Below are 18,945 nucleotides of genomic sequence, written 5' to 3' on the forward strand. Positions count from 1 at the left end.
CTTACCGGCGAAACATTTTCAACATACGGTAGGTCACAAAGAAACCACCGAATATATTAATACTGGCCACCAACACGCCGATGAAAGCAAGCAGGCTCACCAAACCCGAATTGGCAATTCCAAGCTGTACTAATGCACCAACAACCACAATGCCGGAAATTGCATTAGTAACACTCATTAACGGAGTGTGTAGCGCATGGGTAACATTCCAAATCACTTGCCAGCCAACAAATATTGCCAGGACAAATACGGTAAAGTGCGAGACGAAATCAGGAGGTGCCACACGACCCAACCACAACAATAAGATTGCCGCGATCGCCCAAAATGCAAAAATAGATACGGGAGATTTTCGTTTCTCAGCTTTCTCCTCAACAATTTTCACTTCCTCAGTAGCTTTCACCGATGGCTTGGGCTGAGCCGAAATTTTTGGTGCGGGTGGAGGCCAGGTAATCTCACCGGATTTAACCACTGTGGCACCACGAATCACTTCATCTTCAAAATTGAGATTAATCTCACCATCTTTCTCTGGAGTTAGCTCCCCAAGCAGGTGAGCGAGATTGGTTGAATACAGGCGCGAGGATTGTGCCGCTGCTCGACTGGGTAGATTGGTATAACCAAGAATAGTGACGCCGTTCTGCTCCACTTTTTCATGAGCCACCGTATAGTCACAGTTACCGCCCATTTCTGCTGCTAAATCCACGACGACAGAACCTTTAGGCATACTGTCGACCATATCTGCAAGCCATAATTTCGGAGCGGGTTTCCCCGGAATTAAGGCAGTGGTAATCACAATATCCACTTCTTTGGCCTGCTCGCGGAACAGTGCCATTTCAGCATCAATAAATTCCTTCGACATCACCTTGGCGTAACCACCGGAGCCCGAGCCTTCCTCCTCAATTTCTACGGTGAGGAATTCAGCCCCCATGGACTCCACTTGCTCACGTACTTCAGCGCGGGTATCGAAGGCCCGCACTATAGCTCCCATGCTTTTTGCCGTACCTATTGCAGAGAGCCCCGCTACACCAGCACCAATAACAAGTACTTTTGCCGGGGGAATTTTTCCTGCTGCCGTGATCTGCCCTGTAAAGAAGCGACCGAAATTGTGGGCAGCCTCCACAACCGCACGATAGCCGGCAATATTTGCCATGGAGCTGAGCGCATCCATTTTTTGCGCGCGGGAAATTCTTGGAATCGACTCGACCGCTAGCGCATTGATATCGCGCTCGGCAAGCTTCTGTAGGAACTCGGCATTTTGTGCCGGCTTCAGAAAGGCGATCAGCGTAGCCCCTTTGGGAATCAGGGCCAACTCTTGATCAGTTGGTGCTTGTACTTTTAATACTATGCCCGCATCAGCCAGGCACTGTTGCATATCCTCACGGATTTCTGCACCGGCTTCAGCATAAGCTTCATCAGTAAAACTGGCCCTGTTACCAGCCCCCTTCTCCACCGCTACGGAAAAACCCAAATCGCGTAATCGTCTTACGCTATCGGGAGTCGCTGCAACACGTGCTTCTCCCTCTGCGGTCTCTCTAGGTATGGCTATAATCACCGCCGTGCCCCTCTTAGTTGATTTTATGAACTTACAGCTACATCTACCTCAAAAAGTATTGGATTGCCCAATTTATAAACAGATCGAGTGTAAACGTCGTCAAAGGGGATGAAAAGGGGGATAACCTGATAGCCGTAATTGGTGAAATTAATAAGACTATATATCCTGAATTGGCTATATAGACCTGAGAGAAATAAGCAAAAATTAGTCTCGCTCGAAACCTTTTCCCTGAAGTTAAATTGCTATTTGTTTATCCAAAATATAAGGGATTTTCCTTTTTGAATGGCCTCACCGATCAATTCACTATGAATTTTTAATCCAAAAGAATCCCCACGGTAGAGCAAGCACCTGCAAATAAACAGAAACTACAAAAATTTAGGGGTAACTGACTATTTTTAATAACCAAAAATAGATCACCAAATACATCATGTTAGTTAAATATTATCGGCGAATACGGATGCCACATTACGTTTATAACAAAAAATAACGCGCCATGTGACAGTCTATTCACGCAAACCACAAATGTGCAGATGATTTTGCTTCCATAGTACCAAGTCACACTTTTCTGCCTGAAAAATATGTACTAGCCCCCTACTTGTGCAAAAAAAACAATATCCGCAGAATGTCGCACCAGGAAAAAGCAGTAACATCAGATTTATCTCATGGAATTAGAGACATACATCCACTCCCCCACCTCTGCGTATTTGGCACAACTATTGATTAAAAGTTGGTAAAGCCCAATAAAAATTATTAGATGAGTGCCGCAGTAAATTGTGACTAATCCAAGCCCTGGAATCATGCTGGTCGATGACAATCCCGAGCGCGCCCACTTGGTTTGTGAGCGATTACGTGCTGCTGGCTACAGTATTCTCGCCCAGATCAACAGTGCCGAAGGCCTCCTCTTCCAGGTGGAAAAATACCGTCCGGATATTGTGTTGATAGATATCGAATCCCCGGACAGGGATATCCTGGAAAGCCTGGCCATAGTTAATCGTGAGGCGCCGACTCCGGTGGCCATGTTTTCAAGTAGCGGCAACGCAGACTTCATTAGCCGCGCGGTCGACTCCGGGGTAAGCGCCTATATGGCCGAGGGGATGACCCCAGAGCGCGTGGCACCAGCGATAGAAATCGCTATGGCACAATTTAAACATTTCCAGCAATTGCGTCAGTCTCTCGAGCGCACCCAGCAGCAACTCACAGAGCGAAAAGCAATCGAGCGGGCCAAAGGGCTATTAATGGCCAAGAAGAACCTCAGTGAAGAGGATGCCCATAAGACCTTGCGCAATCTCGCGATGAACAGCAACTCAACCATCCATACAGTTGCCGAGCAAGTTATCCAATATTTTCAGAAAGAGCATTAGAGTACCGATGTCAGCCCTTCTGTGCCCGGAAAAAAAGACCATCAAACTGCTTTACCTGCGCCTGACCGACAGCGCACCGCTGATTGTCGCCAAGGAACTAGGCTACTTCCAAGAACATGGATTAAAAGTAAAGCTGCAAAAAGAAACAAGCTGGGCCACCCTGCGAGACAAGTTAATTGCGCGCAAGGCAGATGCTGCAGCAATGCTCGCTCCTATGCCCCTGACACTGGAACAAGCTTTACCCAATTGCCACGAACGCTTGTTAAGTGGGTTAATTCTCAGCTGCAACGGTAACGCTATTACCCTTTCCGCAGAATTATTCGAACGCCTGCAAAATTACTGTGAAGGTGACTCTCAAAGTGATATCGCCTTGGCACTTAAGCGCTATCTGCATGGCAATAAACACCCTCCTACTGTCAGACTCGCCACAGTTTATCCATTTTCAAGCCATAGCTTGCAATTAAGGTACTGGTTGCGCTCCGTCGATATCGACCCGGACCGGGATATAAAACTGGTGGTATTACCGCCTGAACAAATGCTGGAAAACCTCCACAGTGGCGTTATCGATGGCTATTGTGTAGGCGAACCCTGGAACTCCCTGGCCGCCCACAAAGGGTCCGGAGTGGTCATTGCAGCCTGTAATACACTGCTGCCAGCTATGCCGGAAAAAGTGCTGACAGTCACTGAAAGCTGGCATCAAGCCAACCCTGCAACCCACCTGGCCCTAAGGGCCGCTCTTCTCAAAGCCTGTACCTGGCTTGCCGCACGCGCAAACAGAGCCGAAGCTGCCAAGCTCTTGTCCCTGGGGCAATACCTCAACCTGCCTGAGGAGCTGATTCAACGCTCTCTCAATGACCAGATTCTCTACCATCGGGACCGGGAAATCCTCGCCAATCCCGGCTGGCACCTCTTTGCCCATATTGATAACGACTGTGGGCGTCCAACTCAGGAAAAAGCACGGCAGCTACTGGAGATGTATTCAGATCTGGGGAGCTCGACACTTCGTGCAGCAGAAGCCTATCGTCCAGACCTCTACCGGCAAACGGTGGATTTCCTGCTCGCAAAAAAATAGTGGCACATTAATTGAATGGAAATAATTCGATGATGCAATTGCCTTCCCTCAGGCGCATCAGCGCGGTGAAGCGGTTGTTCGCCGAATATAACGGGCAACGAAGTCCATCGTCTGCAGTCAAGCGGCTGCAGCTTTGGGCTTTTTTTGTGCCTGCGGAATTAGCAAACAAAGGAAATGCGCATGTCCAGTGACTCACTCAATCTATTCTCGTTCCGCGGGAAGATAAAAGTGCTCCACCTAACCTGGGTGGCCTTCTTTATCACTTTCTTTGCCTGGTTTAACCACGCACCATTGCTAATGGCAATTGCGAAAAGCCTTTCATTGACTCCGGACCAGGTCAAAACCCTACTTATTTTAAACGTGGCCCTGACAATTCCCGCGCGCATTGTAATCGGGATGCTCACTGATAAATATGGCCCCAGACTCACCTATTCGCTATTACTGGCAATCGGCAGTGTGCCTTGCTTTATTTTTGCCCTGGCAGACAATTTTGTGCAGGCAGCCATTGGCCGATTCCTTTTGGGCTTTATTGGTGCAGGTTTTGTTGTAGGTATCCGCATGGTGTCCGAGTGGTTCCCGGCTCGACAGCTGGGTACCGCGGAAGGTATTTACGGGGGATGGGGAAATTTTGGCTCAGCTGCAGCAGCCATGTCCCTGCCCACTATCGCCCTGTTTTTTGGCGGTGACGACGGCTGGCGTTATGCCATTGGCCTCACCGGCGCAATCGCACTGGTTTACAGCGTAATTTATTACTTCTCTGTGACTGATACGCCCAAGGGGTCAACCTATTTCAAGCCAAAAAAAATTGGTGCTATGGAAGTCACCAGTCCCGGGGATTTTATCCTGCTTCTGGTGATGAAAGTGCCCATGTATGCGGCACTGGCTCTGCTAACCTGGAAATTATCTAGCGGCGTTGCATTAATATCCAACCTTACTGCCAACCTGATCTATGCAGGCCTGGTACTACTGTACCTTCTGGACGCGTATAAAACCTACAGTATTAACCGTGAAGTACTCAGCAACCCACCAGCACCGGTACACCGCTATAAGTTTAAGCAAGTAGCAGTTTTGAATCTGCTCTACTTCGCGACTTTCGGTTCCGAATTGGCTGTGGTTTCCATGCTGCCCCTGTTCTTCTCCGAGACCTTTACACTGGACCCGGTAAAAGCTGGCTTGCTGGCCTCCGCCTATGCCTTTATGAACCTCATGTCACGCCCTGCCGGCGGATTGATTAGCGACCGCTGGGGCCGCAAACCTACCCTGCTGATCCTCACCGCTGGCCTGGCTCTGGGTTACTTCACTATGAGCATGATCGATGCCGAATGGCCCCTGTACCTGGCGGTCGCCGCTGCCATGGCCTGTTCCTTCTTTGTGCAAGCTGGTGAGGGCGCTGTATTCGCAGTGGTGCCCTTAATCAAACGCCGCCTAACCGGGCAGATTGCCGGCATGACTGGCGCCTACGGCAATGTCGGAGCCGTTTTCTATCTCACCGTTCTCAGCATGGTGTCTTACCAGGCCTTTTTCCTGGTAATCTGCGCTACCGCATTGCTCGGCTTTGCCGCCCTGCTTCTACTGGAAGAACCGGAGGGACAAATGGCAGAAGTACACCCCGATGGCAGCGTATCCATGATCGATGTTGCCTAATAACGATCTACCCACTGCAGCGAGCACAATAGAATCCGGGCTCGCTGCTAGTGACAGTTCGCAGGACAATAAAGAAGATGCCCTGCAACTGTTCACTGCCTCCTGCGCCGGACTTCGCCAACACAATGACGACGCCTGCGCAGTGCGGCTTCCCGAAGGCGCTGAATTACAGCGCCACGGCAGCCTTGCGGCAGTAGCCGACGGTGTTGCCAATGCAGAAGCCGGCGGTGAAGCAGCCCGCGCTGCCATCAATGGATTCTTTTCCGATTATTACAGCACCCCGCAAACCTGGTCGACAAAGCACGCTGTTGCGCGGGTTTTGCACTCGCTCAATAGCTGGCTATTTCGACAGAGTGGCGGCAGTGCCGAAATTAAACGGGGTTGGCTGACCACTTTTTCTGCCGTTATTTTCAAAGGCACCAGCGCACATCTGGTTCACATCGGCGACTCCCGGATCTACCGACTCCGCGACAGGAAATTAGAGTGCTTGAGTAGCGATCACAGCCACAGCCTCGGACCTGGACGCACCTTTTTGAGCCGCGCCCTGGGAATGGATGCTCATATTGAAGTGGACTACCGCTGTGAGGAATTGCAACCCGGGGATATTTTCCTGCTGAGTAGCGATGGGATTCACGATTTTCTGCCTGAGACAGAGTTAATTGAGCTATTGCTTAATTTTTCCAGTTCAACTCCACAAGGGCTTATTGATGCTGCTCTGACAGCGGGCTCCACCGATAACCTGACTGCTGTCACTTGCCGGATAAATTATGTAGGGCTGCCCCAATGCGATGAATTGGCTATGCGCAATCGCGAACTCCCGTTCGCACCTGACCTGCGCCCAGGCCAAAAGCTCGACAATTTCCTTGTTTTACAGGAATTACATGCCAGCAGCCGCAGCCATCTCTATCTGGCCCGAGACCTCAATACCGAAGTATTGCGGGTGATAAAAACTCCCTCAGTTAATTTCTGTGATGACCCCCACTACATCGAACGATTTATTGCTGAGGAATGGACCGGGCGACGAATCTCCCACCCAGGAATTATTAAAGTTTTTGCTCCGACTTCTGAAAGGCACTGTCTCTATCATATTCTCGAATATATCGAAGGACAGACTTTGCGTCAGTGGATGCAATTACATCCACAACCTCAAATTCCCCAAGTGCGGGAGCTAATGGCACAACTGGTTAGTGCGTTGCGAAGTTTACAGCGGTTGGAGATCGTTCACGGCGATCTCAAGCCAGAGAATATTATGATGCGCAACGACGGGCGCCTGGCAATCATTGATCTCGGTGGTGCCGATGGCCCAGGGCTCAGAGAGCAATTACATCTATCTGGTGAAACAGCACCCGGCAGTAAGAATTATACAGCTCCGGAATTCTTTTTTGGGGATAGCGCCAGCCATCGATCAGACATCTTTTCCCTGGGAATCATTGCTTATGAATTACTCACGGGCAAATATCCCTATCCCGAGCGCTTTGGTAGCTACCACTACCGTTTAAAGAACTATAACCAAATGCGCTTTACTCGCGCATCCGCACACCGCAAAGATATTCCCTACTGGATTGATAGCGCTCTACAAAAGGCTTGTGCTCCTGATCCTAAAAAGCGCTACAACGCATTGTCAGAATTTATCCAGGATCTGCAATCTCCCAGCCCAGATTTTAAAGCCCCCCAAAGCCGTCCCCTGCTAGAAAGAAATCCGGTTCTTGTCTGGCAGCTACTAACTTTAATTCTACTGCTCTCTCATCTGCTCTACTTCTTTTGGCGCTAATACATAAGATTTGAATAAGCACATTTACAGCGCAGAAAATTAATTAAATGCACCACTTTGTCGCAAAAATTGTGGACAATCAGGCCAAACCCCCTTTATTACTAAAAATAAAATTGGCATAGAGATTGAATGTATTTAATTACCAACAAATTATTCCCCCATTACGAGGCAACGGCGCCTGTACTCTTCGGCAGAAGAGGAGACGCCCTTGCCATTTCAGACGGGCTCTCTTCCTGCCGAATAAAACGAATTGAGACGGCAGGATTGTAAATGAAGGCAAATGTTAAACCTCAAAAGCTGATTGTGATTGGCAACGGTATGGTCGGGCACCATTTCCTGGAACAGCTCGCCAACCATCAATACGCCAACCAGTTTGATATCACCATATTCTGTGCAGAGCCCCGTCCCGCTTATGACCGGGTCCACCTTTCCGAATACTTTGCCGGACGCACAGCTGAAGACCTGTCCATGGGAAACTTGGAGCAGTATCAGCAGTGGGGTTTTAATATCCTGCTCAATGACAAGGTGGTGCAAATTGATCGGGACAATAAAACAATTACTGCGGCAAGTGGAGCCAGCCACTCTTACGACCAATTAATACTTGCCACCGGCTCCTACCCTTTTGTTCCGCCAATACCCGGCCATCAACACCAGCGCTGCTTTGTATATCGAACCCTGGAAGATCTCGATTCCATTCGCTCGATTGCCGCCAGTGCAAAAAGTGGGGTAGTTGTCGGCGGTGGCCTACTGGGCCTGGAAGCTGCCAATGCCCTGAAAGCCCTGGGACTTGAAGCCCACGTTGTCGAGTTCGCCCCAGGCCTTATGGCCACTCAGTTGGATGAAGGTGGTTCAGCCCTATTAAGAACAAAAATTGAAGCACTCGGGGTTCAGGTACACACCAGTACCGCCACGGAATTGATTGAAGAAGTAGACGGCCGCCTGCGTATGCAGTTCAAGGGAGATAAAGAACTGCTTACCGATATGATTGTTTTCTCCGCAGGCATTCGCCCCCAGGATGAACTGGCAAAATCCAGCGGGCTGGAAGTTGGCGAACGCGGCGGGATCGTAATTGACAGCAACTGCCGTACTTCAGACCCGAATATTTTCGCTATCGGCGAATGCGCGCTTTACGATCAGAAAATTTTTGGCCTGGTCGCTCCCGGTTACAGCATGGCGCGTACTGCTGTCGCTCAACTGACCGGTGGAGAGGAAAGTTTTAACGGTGCTGACATGAGCACCAAGCTGAAACTCCTGGGCGTACAGGTCGGTTCTATTGGCGATGCCCATGGTCGCACCAACGGCGCTGCCGCTATTACTTTTGTAGACGAGCAGAGCGGTGTTTACAAACGTATGATCACCGATAGCGAGGGAAAAAAGCTCCTGGGCGCGGTAATGGTAGGAGATACGGATGACTACGATACCCTGCTGCAATATCACCTCAACGATATTGATCTGCCCGAACACCCGGAACAATTAATTTTACCGGCAACCGATGGCGCAGCTCCCGGGCTGGGTGCTGCTGCACTCCCCGCTTCGGCTACCGTATGTTCCTGCCACAATGTAAGTAAAGGCCAGATTATCGACGCCGTTGCCGGTGGCTGCCACTCACTGGCTGATGTTAAGGATGTAACAAAAGCATCTACAGGTTGCGGTGGTTGTGCTGGGCTACTGAAAAATATTGTCGATGAAGAGCTAGCGGCGCTCGGCATGGAAGTGAACAATCACTTATGCGTGCACTTCCCCTTCTCCCGCCAGGAGTTATTCCACATTATCCAGGTGGAAGAAATAAAAACCTTTAGTGAATTATTAAGCAAACACGGTTCAGGGCGCGGCTGTGAAATTTGTAAACCTGCAGCCGCATCCATATTTGCCTCCCTGTGGAATGAACATATTCTGGAGCAGACTCACGTCGGCTTACAGGACACCAACGATACTTTCATGGCGAATATGCAGAAAAACGGCAGCTATTCTGTAGTCCCGCGTATTCCCGGCGGCGAGATCACACCGGAAAAATTAATAGTGATCGGCGAAGTGGCCAAACGCTACAACCTCTATACCAAAATTACCGGTGGCCAGCGTATCGACTTGTTTGGCGCGCGCCTGGAGCAGCTACCGGAAATTTGGCGAGAACTGATTGATGCCGGATTTGAAACCGGCCATGCCTACGGCAAATCCCTGCGCACGGTTAAGTCTTGTGTTGGTAGCACCTGGTGTCGCTTTGGGGTTCAGGACAGCGTTTCAATGGCCCTTCAAGTAGAAAATCGTTACAAGGGACTGCGTTCTCCACACAAAATAAAAATGGCTGTTTCCGGCTGTACCCGTGAATGCGCTGAGGCTCAAAGCAAAGATGTCGGGGTTATTGCCACTGAAAAAGGTTGGAATCTATTTGTTTGTGGCAACGGTGGCATGCGCCCCCGCCATGCAGATTTGTTCGCCACCGACCTGGATGACGAAACTCTTATCCGCTATATCGACCGTTTCCTGATGTTCTATGTGCGCACCGCCGATAAATTACAACGCACATCTGTGTGGCTGGAAAATCTTGACGGCGGCCTGGATTACCTGCGCGAAGTCATTATCGATGACAAGCTGGGGATTTGTGCCGAGCTGGAAGTCCAGATGGCCCGAGTAGTAGACACCTACCAGTGCGAATGGAAAACAGCCATTAACGATCCGGAAAAACTCAAGCGCTTCCGTCAATTCGTCAATAGCAACGAAACCGATGAAAAGATTGTTTTCGTTAAGGAGCGTGGACAACCGCGTCCGGCAACCACTGACGAGCTAGTGGAAACAGCCGAATCCGCCTAAAGCTTCTCCCGGCGGCGCAAGCCGCCAGTTATACCTTTATTAATAAATTGCTTTTGAATCCTTTCCATCCATTGTGAGGAAATTATTATGAGCCTGGCTGCCCTGCAAGAAACTCCCTCAAATTCAGTTGCCATAACCCACCCCCAATGGTCTCCAATCTGTCAGCGATCAGATTTGGTCACCAACTCTGGGGTATGTGCGCTTTGGGGCGATACCTCCGTATACCCAACGAAGGCTTTGAATACAGTGACTAAAACTGTCTATCAAAGAAGCATCGCCCTGTTTTTTTTACCCGACCAGGAACAACAGCTTTATGCCGTTGACAACTGGGACCCAATCGCACAAGCTGGTGTGATTGCAAGAGGAATTATTGCGGAATTGGAAGGGGAATTAACCATTGCTTCCCCAATGTATAAAAACCATTTCCGCCTTAGCGATGGAGTCTGCATGGAAGACAGCGATATCAAGCTTGCCACCTACCCGCTGGCATTTAGTGGGAACACGGTTTACATCGGCAACAATAAGCTACAGTAATGGCAGTACAGGAATTTCTGAGCGCGCACCGCTCCTGCACTACCTGCCCCTATTGTGGTGTCGGTTGTGGGGTTTCGGTTAACAGGGAAGAGCGCGCAAATACTACAGCGATTACTGTTAGTGGCGATTCCCAGCACCCTTCAAATTTCGGCAAATTGTGCGTTAAAGGTTCTGCGCTCGGCGAAACGCTGGGCGAACACGGCCGTCTCCTACACCCTCGCCTGCACGGAAAAGATTGTGACTGGGATACTGCGCTCTCTTATATGGCCGATGCCTTTAAGCAGACAATTCGCGACCATGGCCCTGACTCGGTAGCTTTTTATCTGTCCGGTCAGCTTCTCACCGAAGACTACTATGTGGCCAACAAGTTAATGAAGGGATTTATTGGCTCTGCCAATATTGATACCAATTCCCGACTTTGTATGGCCTCTGCGGTGGTGGGATATAAACGCGCATTTGGTGCCGATGCGGTACCCTGTTCCTATGAGGATCTGGAACAGGCTGAACTTATCGTGCTTATCGGTTCCAATGCAGCCTGGACACATCCGATCTTATTCCAGCGAATGCAGGCAGGTGCTGCAAAGCTTGTCGTTATCGACCCCCGTGGCAGCGCTACCAGTGAAATGGCAGATCTGCACCTGGCAATTAAACCCGGCACTGATGCGGCACTATTCAATGGACTACTGCGTTTTCTCAGCCGGCACTATTATCTAGATACCGACTACATAAAAAATCATACACAGGGATTTGCCGATACCTTAGCTGCGGCTCAAGACTGGTCACCAGAATTAACTGCGGCCACCTGTGGCATATCTATCGAGAAACTATTGGAATTTTTTCAGGCATTTGCAGCAACAGAAAAGACCATTAGTTTTTATTCCATGGGAATCAATCAGTCCAGCAGCGGAACTGATAAAAACAACGCAATCATAAACTGCCATTTAGCCACCGGACGCGTGGGCAAAATTGGTGCAGGGCCATTTTCTATTACCGGCCAACCCAACGCGATGGGTGGACGCGAGGTGGGCGGACTTGCCAATACCCTCGCCGCGCATATGGAGTTTAACGAGCAGGATATTGACCGGGTATCACGATTCTGGAATTCCGATCAAATTGCTACCAAGCCGGGAATGAAGGCTGTGGATATGTTCCGCGCGGTAGAAAGCGGAAAAATTAAAGCCATTTGGATTATGGCTACTAACCCCGCCGTCAGTATGCCCGAAGCCGATAGAGTCAAAGCTGCGCTACAGAAATGCCCGCTGGTTATTGTCTCCGACTGCATAGCCAATACCGATACCGCTCGCTGCGCCGATTTGCTACTTCCCGCAACAGGCTGGGGAGAAAAAAACGGCACTGTCACCAATGCAGAACGACGTATCTCTCGGCAACGTGGATTTTTATCCCCAGCGGGAGAAGCTCGCCACGACTGGCAAGCCCTGTGCGGACTGGCTCAACATTTAGGCTATGGAGATCAGTTTAATTATTCACACCCCGCCGATATTTTTCGTGAGCACGCCCAGCTTTCCGGCTTCGAAAACCACGGCTCCAGGGCTTTCGATATCTCCGCACTCGCCAATATCAATCGCAGTGAATACGATGCACTGGCCCCGGTACAGTGGCCGGTCAATCAGGAGCACCCGGCTGGGTGCAAACGCTTATTCACCAGTGGACAGTTTTTTACCCCGGACAAGCGTGCACGCTTTATCCCCATAGCGCCGCAGCCTCCGGAACAGCAGATCAGTGGCGAGTATCCTATATGGCTCAATACCGGCCGTATGCGCGACCAGTGGCATACCATGACCCGAACCGGGCGGGTAAGGAAATTACTCGATCACAGTGAACTGCCGGAAATACAAATAAACCCCAAGGATGCCGCTCGCTTCCAGGTTAACGATGGGGAATTAGTTCGGTTAAACAGCGCCTCATCTAAAATGGTCGGCCGCGCCGCCCTCAACGGAGGGCAAAAAATAGGGGAGATCTTTGCCCCTATTCACTGGAGTGAAACCTTCTCACAGGATTCCAAGCCCAGTGCCCTGGCGGACTCCAGTATTGATCCCTACTCCGGTCAACCTGAATTCAAACAGGTTCCCGTCAATGTCAGTCCCCTAGCAGCTGAATACTTTGCCACAATGATCTGTGCCGAAGAGACTGCCGATAGAGTATGGGATTGGTTACAGCAGGCCAACGACAGCAGTATCCTGCACTGGTATCGAGTCCCCTTGGAAAATGGCTTTCGCTATGAAATTGCCGCGAACCAACTTATCCATGGGCGGGAACTGGCATCCAAGATAATGGACGACCAGCCCCAATTGTTCTGGCAGGAATTGGTTACCCCTAAAAGTCAGCGCTGGATCGCCTACGACGATAACTTAAAACTACTGATTTTCTCTGGCAGAGACTGGCATCAATTACCCAGCCGACAGCACCTGGAAAATTACCTGGCCACTCCCCTGCCGGAATCACCGGGGCAACTGCTTCATCCCATAAAGCCCGGTGTGAAGATGATTTGTACCTGCCTCCAGGTTTCCCGGCCACAGATAGAGGAGGCCATCGCCCAAGGCATTAACACCGTCGAAGCACTGGGAGAAACCCTTGGCTGCGGTACCAGCTGCGGTTCCTGCAAACCAGAAATTTCCAGCATTATTCGCACAGTTAACGCCTCTGAAGACACATCCATGGAGTCAACTCCGGTAAAGCAAGATCCGGTAGAAATAAGCAGTAATGCCCGAATAAATATAGTTCAGGAATTTATTCCGCAGTAAGGTTTTAAATTCCCCCATGAATAAAAGAACCTCTGCCCGCAAGTGACCAACCTTGACGGCAGAGGCCTCTACCGAGCTATTGAGAACCTTCCGGGACAATCAACCGCTTCTGCAGCTAGCTTTTGCGTTAAATCGCGAGGATGGCAGGCAGCAAGCTGGGTATCACTATCGGCCAAATAATCAATCAGTTTCTGTATAGGACCTTCGGAGACTCCGTTTGAAGGTCTAACTGCATAGGCAGGTAAATTCGGAAGCTGCCAGTCTGGCAATAATTCTTGTACATCATCCTGTGCACTTATTAGAAATCTAGGTGGCGCCGATAGTCCCAGGCCGCAGCTCGTTAATCGATAAGCCGCTTCAACACTGTCGACAGTCGCTACCGGAGCGTAGCTAACTTCATATTCGCCCTGCTGCCGATGCAGAAATCGCCGGTGATTGGGCCGCATTTTCAGCCCAATCCAGGGCCAAACTGCAAGGTCGCGAGGATGACCCGGAAAACCATAACGATCCAGCATATCGCCACTGGCAATTAACACCCGCTCTAGTTCAAATATCTTACGCGCTTTCAAATTGCTGTCAGGCATATTACCCAGACGAATTGCCAAGTCAAAACCACCGCCAATTACATCCTCGTGCTGGTCGCTGCATTGAAGTTGTAAATGAATACCCAGATCCCGCCGGACAAAGCCCACTATTTTGCTCAGCAAGCGGCTGTGGATCAAAACGGCAGGGATTGCAATTTTAAGCCGACTGATACTGCGTTCCTCTCGCGCTTTGTATTCTCCGAGACCATCGGCGTACAAATCCAATATCTTCTGTGCCGTTTTATAAATCTTTGCCCCATCTTCGGTCAGGGACAACTTGCGGGTATTGCGATACAAGAGTGCAACGCCAAGACTTTCCTCCAACCTCGCCACATAGGAACTAACGCTGGCGACAGAAATATCCAGTTCCGAAGAAGCGCCTCTAAAAGAGCCGCTTTCCACAACCTTGGCAAACACCAGTAAATAGCGAATATCCTTTAGCACAATAGCAACTCCCTATGAATTCTCTAAAGGTACTTCTGGGTCAACAGGAAAGGATACACCGCTCTTGCGAAGATCTGTGAATATATTGCTGTTAGCACGTAATCGGCACCCAGTCTCATGCAGCACACTCTTCCATACTTACTACTGGGGTGGAAGGAAAGAATACACTGCACTCGAGACACGCAGTGAATACATCCCTGTAAGCTCCTAATCGGCATCCATGCCTCATAGGGTCCCAAGTGCAGTGTATTCTTTCCTTCTCCATTTTTAGTAAGTAAATTTTTATAAACAATATATTTCAGTTTTAAGTATCTAATCATTTTCCTACCAGGCCATTAAAGTCTCCAAACAATTGATAACTGCTAGGAGCAGCGAATGTCACTACTTCTTGCTATGTTTGGGTTTTCCCTGGCTATGTCCATTACACCGGGGCCGGTGAATATGGTTATCATTTCCTCTGGAGTGAATTATGGATTTATCCGCACCTTGCCCTTTGTATCAGGAGCCACAATAGGCTTTACACTGCTACTTGCAGCTATAGGCCTTGGGCTCTATCAGGCAATAGAAATTTATCCCCAGTTACTACGATATGTTGCGATACCAGGATCAATTTATGTGGCCTTTATCGGCTACCAAACAGCGGCTGCACCTACTAATCATGCGGATATTGAGCAGTTACAGAAACCACGCTTTTACCAAGGGTTTTTATTGCAATGGCTCAATCCGAAGGCCTGGATCGCCTGCCTTTCTGGAGTGGCTATTTTCTCCAGCAGCGATAACCACAGCAATTTACTCTCATTCACCCTGATTTACTTTCTGGTTTGCTACATCTCATTAAGTATTTGGGCTATTGCCGGAGATCGGGCTCGCCTATTATTAGAGAGTCAATACCGGCGCAAAATATTTAACAGATCCATGGGGAGCCTTCTGATTATTTGCGCTACCTACCTTCTCTATAGCCAGGCTTTTACAGATTAACTAAAAAATCTCTAACATTTAATTCACTCGACAACTACCTTGGGGTCCACCTAGTCTTAGTAAAAACTAAGCTTGGGCAGCCTATGATTAAGCTCCACCATATTGACCATATTGTATTGCGTGTCCAATCTCTAAAACCCATGCTCGACTTTTACCAAAATATTCTTGGATGCAGCATTGTGCGCCAACGGGACGATATTGGCCTCTACCAACTCCGCGCAGGCACTTGCATGATAGATTTAGTGCCAGTTGATAAACCTATCGGCCAGAGAGGGGGAGCAGCACCAGGAAAGGAAGGGCGGAACCTGGATCATTTTTGCTTCCGGGTTGAACCCTTTAATCCGGAGAGCATTCAGGCCTTTTTAGCGCAGGAACAGGTAAAGTTTTCGCCAGCAGAAGAGCGCTTTGGCGCCGATGGAATTGGCCTGTCAATTTACATCTCAGATCCCGAAGACAATGTGATTGAGCTGAAAGGGCCACCCACTGGCAACAACTGAAGTTTGTGCCACGCTTGCGGAGTAGCCGGGCCCAAACCGGTTTCCCAACGACTCTTTCTCGATCAGCCAGGCGACTCACTATGGAAGCGGAAGTAATTGACTACACCGTAAACGGGGATACTTTTTGCGGATATCTCGCATGGGATGAAAATATCAGTGACAAACGGCCGGGGGTTTTACTGGTACACGAATGGTGGGGGCACAATGCCTTTGTTCGCGAGCAGGCGGAGAAACTGGCCAACTGCGGCTACCTCGCTTTTGCAGTGGATATGTTTGGCGCAGGCAAACAGACCGATGATCCACAAGAGGCACAACAGTTCAGGGATGAAGCCCTGAAGGACCCGGTGGCCCTTGAAGCGCGCTTCCGCACAGCATTATCACTGCTCCAGCAGCGGCCCCAAGCAGACCCGGACCAGGTCGCAGCACAGGGCTATTGTTTTGGCGGCGGAGTCGTACTCGCTATGGCTCGAGTCGGCGTGGATTTGCGCGGCGTAGTCAGTTACCACGGGGCACTGGCAAGAAGTACCCCCGCACAAAACAAACCTATTAATGCTGAAATACAGGTCTACACCGGCGGCGCCGATGTGATGGTTCCACCGGACCAGGTCGGCCAGTTTGTTACTGAGATGCAGGAGTCCAAAGCCAAATTAACTCTGGTCAGTTACCCGGGGGTCCTACACGGATTTACCAACCCCTGTGCAACAGACCGGGGAGAAAAGTTCGGCCTGCCGCTGGCCTATAACCGTGAAGCCGCTGAAGACGCCTGGCGGGGAACACTGGCGTTTTACGAGAAGATTTTCTCCTGAAGTGAGCGCCGGAAAACCGCTATCAGCGTTTTAGCAGTGATAAAAGTACGCCTTGGGGGTTGGTAGCAGTACTCGTGTATTGCTACCACTTTCCTATTCGGTCAAATCCAAATAGCGAGCTCCCCCTCCCTGCTCCGCAGCTTCATCCCCGGGATTCCGTAAAGGGCATTTCTGCATAGACAAACAACCGCAGCCAATACATCCCTCAAGGTCATCGCGCAACTTGGTTAACTGCTGGATACGCTGATCCAACTCTTCACGCCAGTGAGAAGAGAGTGATGACCAATCCCCCGCATTGGGCGTACGTTTATTGGGAAGCTCCCCGAAAGCCTCGCGTATTTCCGACAGTGGAATCCCGGTGCTCTGGGCCACCTTGATAATGGCCACTCGACGCAATACATCCCGCGAGTAACGCCTTTGATTTCCGGAGGTCCGCCGGCTGGCAATCAGGCCTTTGCTTTCATAGAAATGCAGGGCGCTGACTGCCACGCCGCTGCGCTCGGCCACCTCGCCAACAGTCAGCTCCCGCTTGATTTGCTTTGACTTTACCGCTCCTTTTTCGGCCGATTCTTCAGCTGCCATAAAAATGCCCACCAACCATTGACCTAAACATTAGTTGAGGTTTTACACTGCTGCGCAACCTAATGCAAGCGAGGGAGAAAAGTGATGGAAAAGCACCAAGCAAACGGCGTTGCGCAACCAGCCGGTCAAGCCACCCCAAACCTGTTCTTACTACTAGTGGCAGCTGCAAGCCTGAACCCCAAATTTGCTAATGAAATACGCGAGTCTGGAGATACCGCGAAGAGAAACCCTGGGACCTAGAAGCAGCGACTAATAATCATGAAGCACACGACCAGCGGGATACCGTCTCAGAGCCGTATCACATTACTGTGCCTGGCAGCACTCACTATCATGTCGGGGGCCACTGTAGCCCCGTCACTACCTGCACTGCAGCAGTATTTCTCAGGGACACCCAATAGTGATTTGTGGAGCCGACTGGTAGTGACCCTACCCGCTTTGAGCATCGCCCTCTGCGCTCCATTAGCAGGCTGGATAGCTGATCGCCATGGCCGCCTGCAATTATTGAAAGCAGCCCTGGTACTCTATGGACTATCCGGTCTACTAGCCCTATTTCAGGATAATCTCGCAGGTATCCTGACTAGCCGCCTACTATTGGGAGTTGCCGTGGCCGGAACAATGACCTCGGTAACAGCCCTGGTGGGGGATTATTTCAGCCGGGAGCAACGCCTAACTTATTTGAGCCAGCAGAGTACTTTTATCAGTATCGGTGGGGTCGTATTTCTAACCCTGGGCGGACTACTGGCCAGCTTACATTGGCGCGCCCCCTTCGCAATTTACTTGTTGGCCTTACTACTAGTTCCAGCAGTTAAAATTTTCCTTTGGGAGCCCATGCGAGTAAGGCCTTTCAAGCACAGAGACCCCAAAAAAGAAAAGCAGGATAACCCGCTTGCATTTTATGCACTACTGGCGGCGGCAACTTTAAATAGCCTGGCTTTTACCCTGATTCCAACTCAGATCCCTTTTTACTTGCGCGAGATAGAAATTTCTTCACCCAGCCTTATTGCTATGGCTATCGCCTCCAGTAATGTTATGGGAGCCATCGCCTCATTATTGGTTTACCGGCGAGCCCGGAATCGACTGGGAGTGCTCGGCGTTTTTGTCGCAAGCTTTACTATTATGGCCGCCAGCTTTGGGCTGCTCGCCGGCGCTCAAAACCTGACAGAAATAGTTGCTTTTATTGCCCTCTACGGACTTGGAATGGGTACCCTGATACCACATATCTTTTCTACGGCTCTCGAGTCTGCTCCGGAGTCAAAAAGAGGGAAAACTGCGGGATTTCTGACGACTGGAATTTTTCTTGGACAATTTATTTCGCCTTTCATCAGCCAGCCCTGGATTGATAAAATGGGATATTCCAGTGCATTCTCATCCATGGCTTTAATTTTGATGTTCGCCGCCTCCAGCGCAGCTTTGATATACATCATTAAAATTAAAAAAGAATTCTCATTGGCATATACTTCCGGGCTGGGATCGGGAAACTGATCCGACAGGAAAGGTATTCCTCCTTTCTGCCCGATAAATCCACCTGACAACACACAGCCAAAGCCGTACGG

15 protein-coding genes are annotated in these 18,945 nt (G+C 50.0%); 12 read left to right on the plus strand and 3 right to left on the minus strand.

Going from position 1 to position 18,945, the window contains the following annotated elements; all coding sequences use genetic code 11:
* Nucleotide 1 precedes the first annotated feature (1 nt).
* On the minus strand, nucleotides 2-1,549 hold the full coding sequence (locus ACJJIY_RS01285) for a Re/Si-specific NAD(P)(+) transhydrogenase subunit alpha (RefSeq protein WP_444896160.1): 1,548 nt from the start codon (nucleotides 1,547-1,549) through the stop codon (nucleotides 2-4).
* Nucleotides 1,550-2,322: 773 nt separating this feature from the next.
* Between ACJJIY_RS01285 and ACJJIY_RS01290 the strand changes: the two genes are divergently transcribed.
* The 7 genes from ACJJIY_RS01290 (at nucleotide 2,323) to ACJJIY_RS01320 (ending at nucleotide 13,501) form a co-directional block, all read left to right on the plus strand.
* On the plus strand, nucleotides 2,323-2,910 hold the full coding sequence (locus ACJJIY_RS01290; protein ID WP_413663235.1) for an ANTAR domain-containing response regulator: 588 nt from the start codon (nucleotides 2,323-2,325) through the stop codon (nucleotides 2,908-2,910).
* Between the two features lie 7 nt (nucleotides 2,911-2,917).
* Entirely contained in the window at nucleotides 2,918-3,982 is a 1,065-nt protein-coding gene (locus ACJJIY_RS01295) for a CmpA/NrtA family ABC transporter substrate-binding protein (RefSeq protein WP_445358939.1), read from the plus strand.
* Nucleotides 3,983-4,162: 180 nt separating this feature from the next.
* The gene (locus ACJJIY_RS01300) at nucleotides 4,163-5,626 is read left to right on the plus strand and encodes a NarK family nitrate/nitrite MFS transporter (protein WP_444896158.1); all 1,464 of its coding nucleotides are present in this window, start codon (nucleotides 4,163-4,165) and stop codon (nucleotides 5,624-5,626) included.
* The gene (locus ACJJIY_RS01305) at nucleotides 5,616-7,397 is read left to right on the plus strand and encodes a bifunctional protein-serine/threonine kinase/phosphatase (protein ID WP_444896157.1); all 1,782 of its coding nucleotides are present in this window, start codon (nucleotides 5,616-5,618) and stop codon (nucleotides 7,395-7,397) included. Before ACJJIY_RS01300 ends, ACJJIY_RS01305 begins: the two co-directional genes overlap by 11 nt.
* 270 nt (nucleotides 7,398-7,667) lie before the next feature.
* Complete coding sequence (gene nirB / locus ACJJIY_RS01310) at nucleotides 7,668-10,205, plus strand: nitrite reductase large subunit NirB (RefSeq protein WP_444896156.1); 2,538 nt, start codon at nucleotides 7,668-7,670, stop codon at nucleotides 10,203-10,205.
* 87 nt (nucleotides 10,206-10,292) lie between these two features.
* Nucleotides 10,293-10,739, plus strand: coding sequence for a nitrite reductase small subunit NirD (nirD, locus tag ACJJIY_RS01315; RefSeq protein ID WP_282931350.1), 447 nt, complete (start codon nucleotides 10,293-10,295; stop codon nucleotides 10,737-10,739).
* Nucleotides 10,739-13,501, plus strand: a complete 2,763-nt coding sequence (locus ACJJIY_RS01320) for a nitrate reductase (protein ID WP_444896155.1) — start codon at nucleotides 10,739-10,741, stop codon at nucleotides 13,499-13,501. The genes nirD and ACJJIY_RS01320 overlap by 1 nt, the downstream gene beginning before the upstream one ends.
* Nucleotides 13,502-13,569: 68 nt before the next feature.
* On the opposite strand, the gene ACJJIY_RS01325 is transcribed toward ACJJIY_RS01320, so the two are convergent.
* Nucleotides 13,570-14,529 carry a LysR family transcriptional regulator gene (locus tag ACJJIY_RS01325; protein WP_445358940.1) on the minus strand — a complete coding sequence of 320 codons (960 nt, stop codon included), beginning with the start codon at nucleotides 14,527-14,529 and terminating at the stop codon, nucleotides 13,570-13,572.
* 375 nt (nucleotides 14,530-14,904) lie between these two features.
* Between ACJJIY_RS01325 and ACJJIY_RS01330 the strand changes: the two genes are divergently transcribed.
* The 3 genes from ACJJIY_RS01330 (at nucleotide 14,905) to ACJJIY_RS01340 (ending at nucleotide 16,810) form a co-directional block, all read left to right on the plus strand.
* Nucleotides 14,905-15,507 (plus strand): LysE family translocator, encoded by a 603-nt coding sequence (locus ACJJIY_RS01330; protein ID WP_444896153.1) that lies wholly within the window; start codon nucleotides 14,905-14,907, stop codon nucleotides 15,505-15,507.
* A gap of 83 nt (nucleotides 15,508-15,590) precedes the next feature.
* Nucleotides 15,591-16,004, plus strand: a complete 414-nt coding sequence (locus ACJJIY_RS01335; RefSeq protein ID WP_282931346.1) for a VOC family protein — start codon at nucleotides 15,591-15,593, stop codon at nucleotides 16,002-16,004.
* Between the two features lie 80 nt (nucleotides 16,005-16,084).
* Complete coding sequence (locus ACJJIY_RS01340) at nucleotides 16,085-16,810, plus strand: dienelactone hydrolase family protein (protein WP_413663244.1); 726 nt, start codon at nucleotides 16,085-16,087, stop codon at nucleotides 16,808-16,810.
* Nucleotides 16,811-16,903: 93 nt separating this feature from the next.
* On the opposite strand, the gene soxR is transcribed toward ACJJIY_RS01340, so the two are convergent.
* Nucleotides 16,904-17,392 (minus strand): redox-sensitive transcriptional activator SoxR, encoded by a 489-nt coding sequence (soxR, locus tag ACJJIY_RS01345; RefSeq protein WP_444918137.1) that lies wholly within the window; start codon nucleotides 17,390-17,392, stop codon nucleotides 16,904-16,906.
* A gap of 84 nt (nucleotides 17,393-17,476) precedes the next feature.
* On the opposite strand from soxR, the gene ACJJIY_RS01350 reads away from it, so the two are divergent.
* Together ACJJIY_RS01350 and ACJJIY_RS01355 are read left to right on the plus strand one after the other, a co-directional pair.
* On the plus strand, nucleotides 17,477-17,632 hold the full coding sequence (locus ACJJIY_RS01350) for a hypothetical protein (protein WP_282931343.1): 156 nt from the start codon (nucleotides 17,477-17,479) through the stop codon (nucleotides 17,630-17,632).
* An 18-nt stretch (nucleotides 17,633-17,650) separates the two neighbouring features.
* Entirely contained in the window at nucleotides 17,651-18,874 is a 1,224-nt protein-coding gene (locus ACJJIY_RS01355) for an MFS transporter (protein ID WP_445358941.1), read from the plus strand.
* Nucleotides 18,875-18,945 lie beyond the last annotated feature (71 nt).

The sequence above is a fragment of the Microbulbifer maximicatervae (SeqCode) genome, assembly GCF_052468155.1.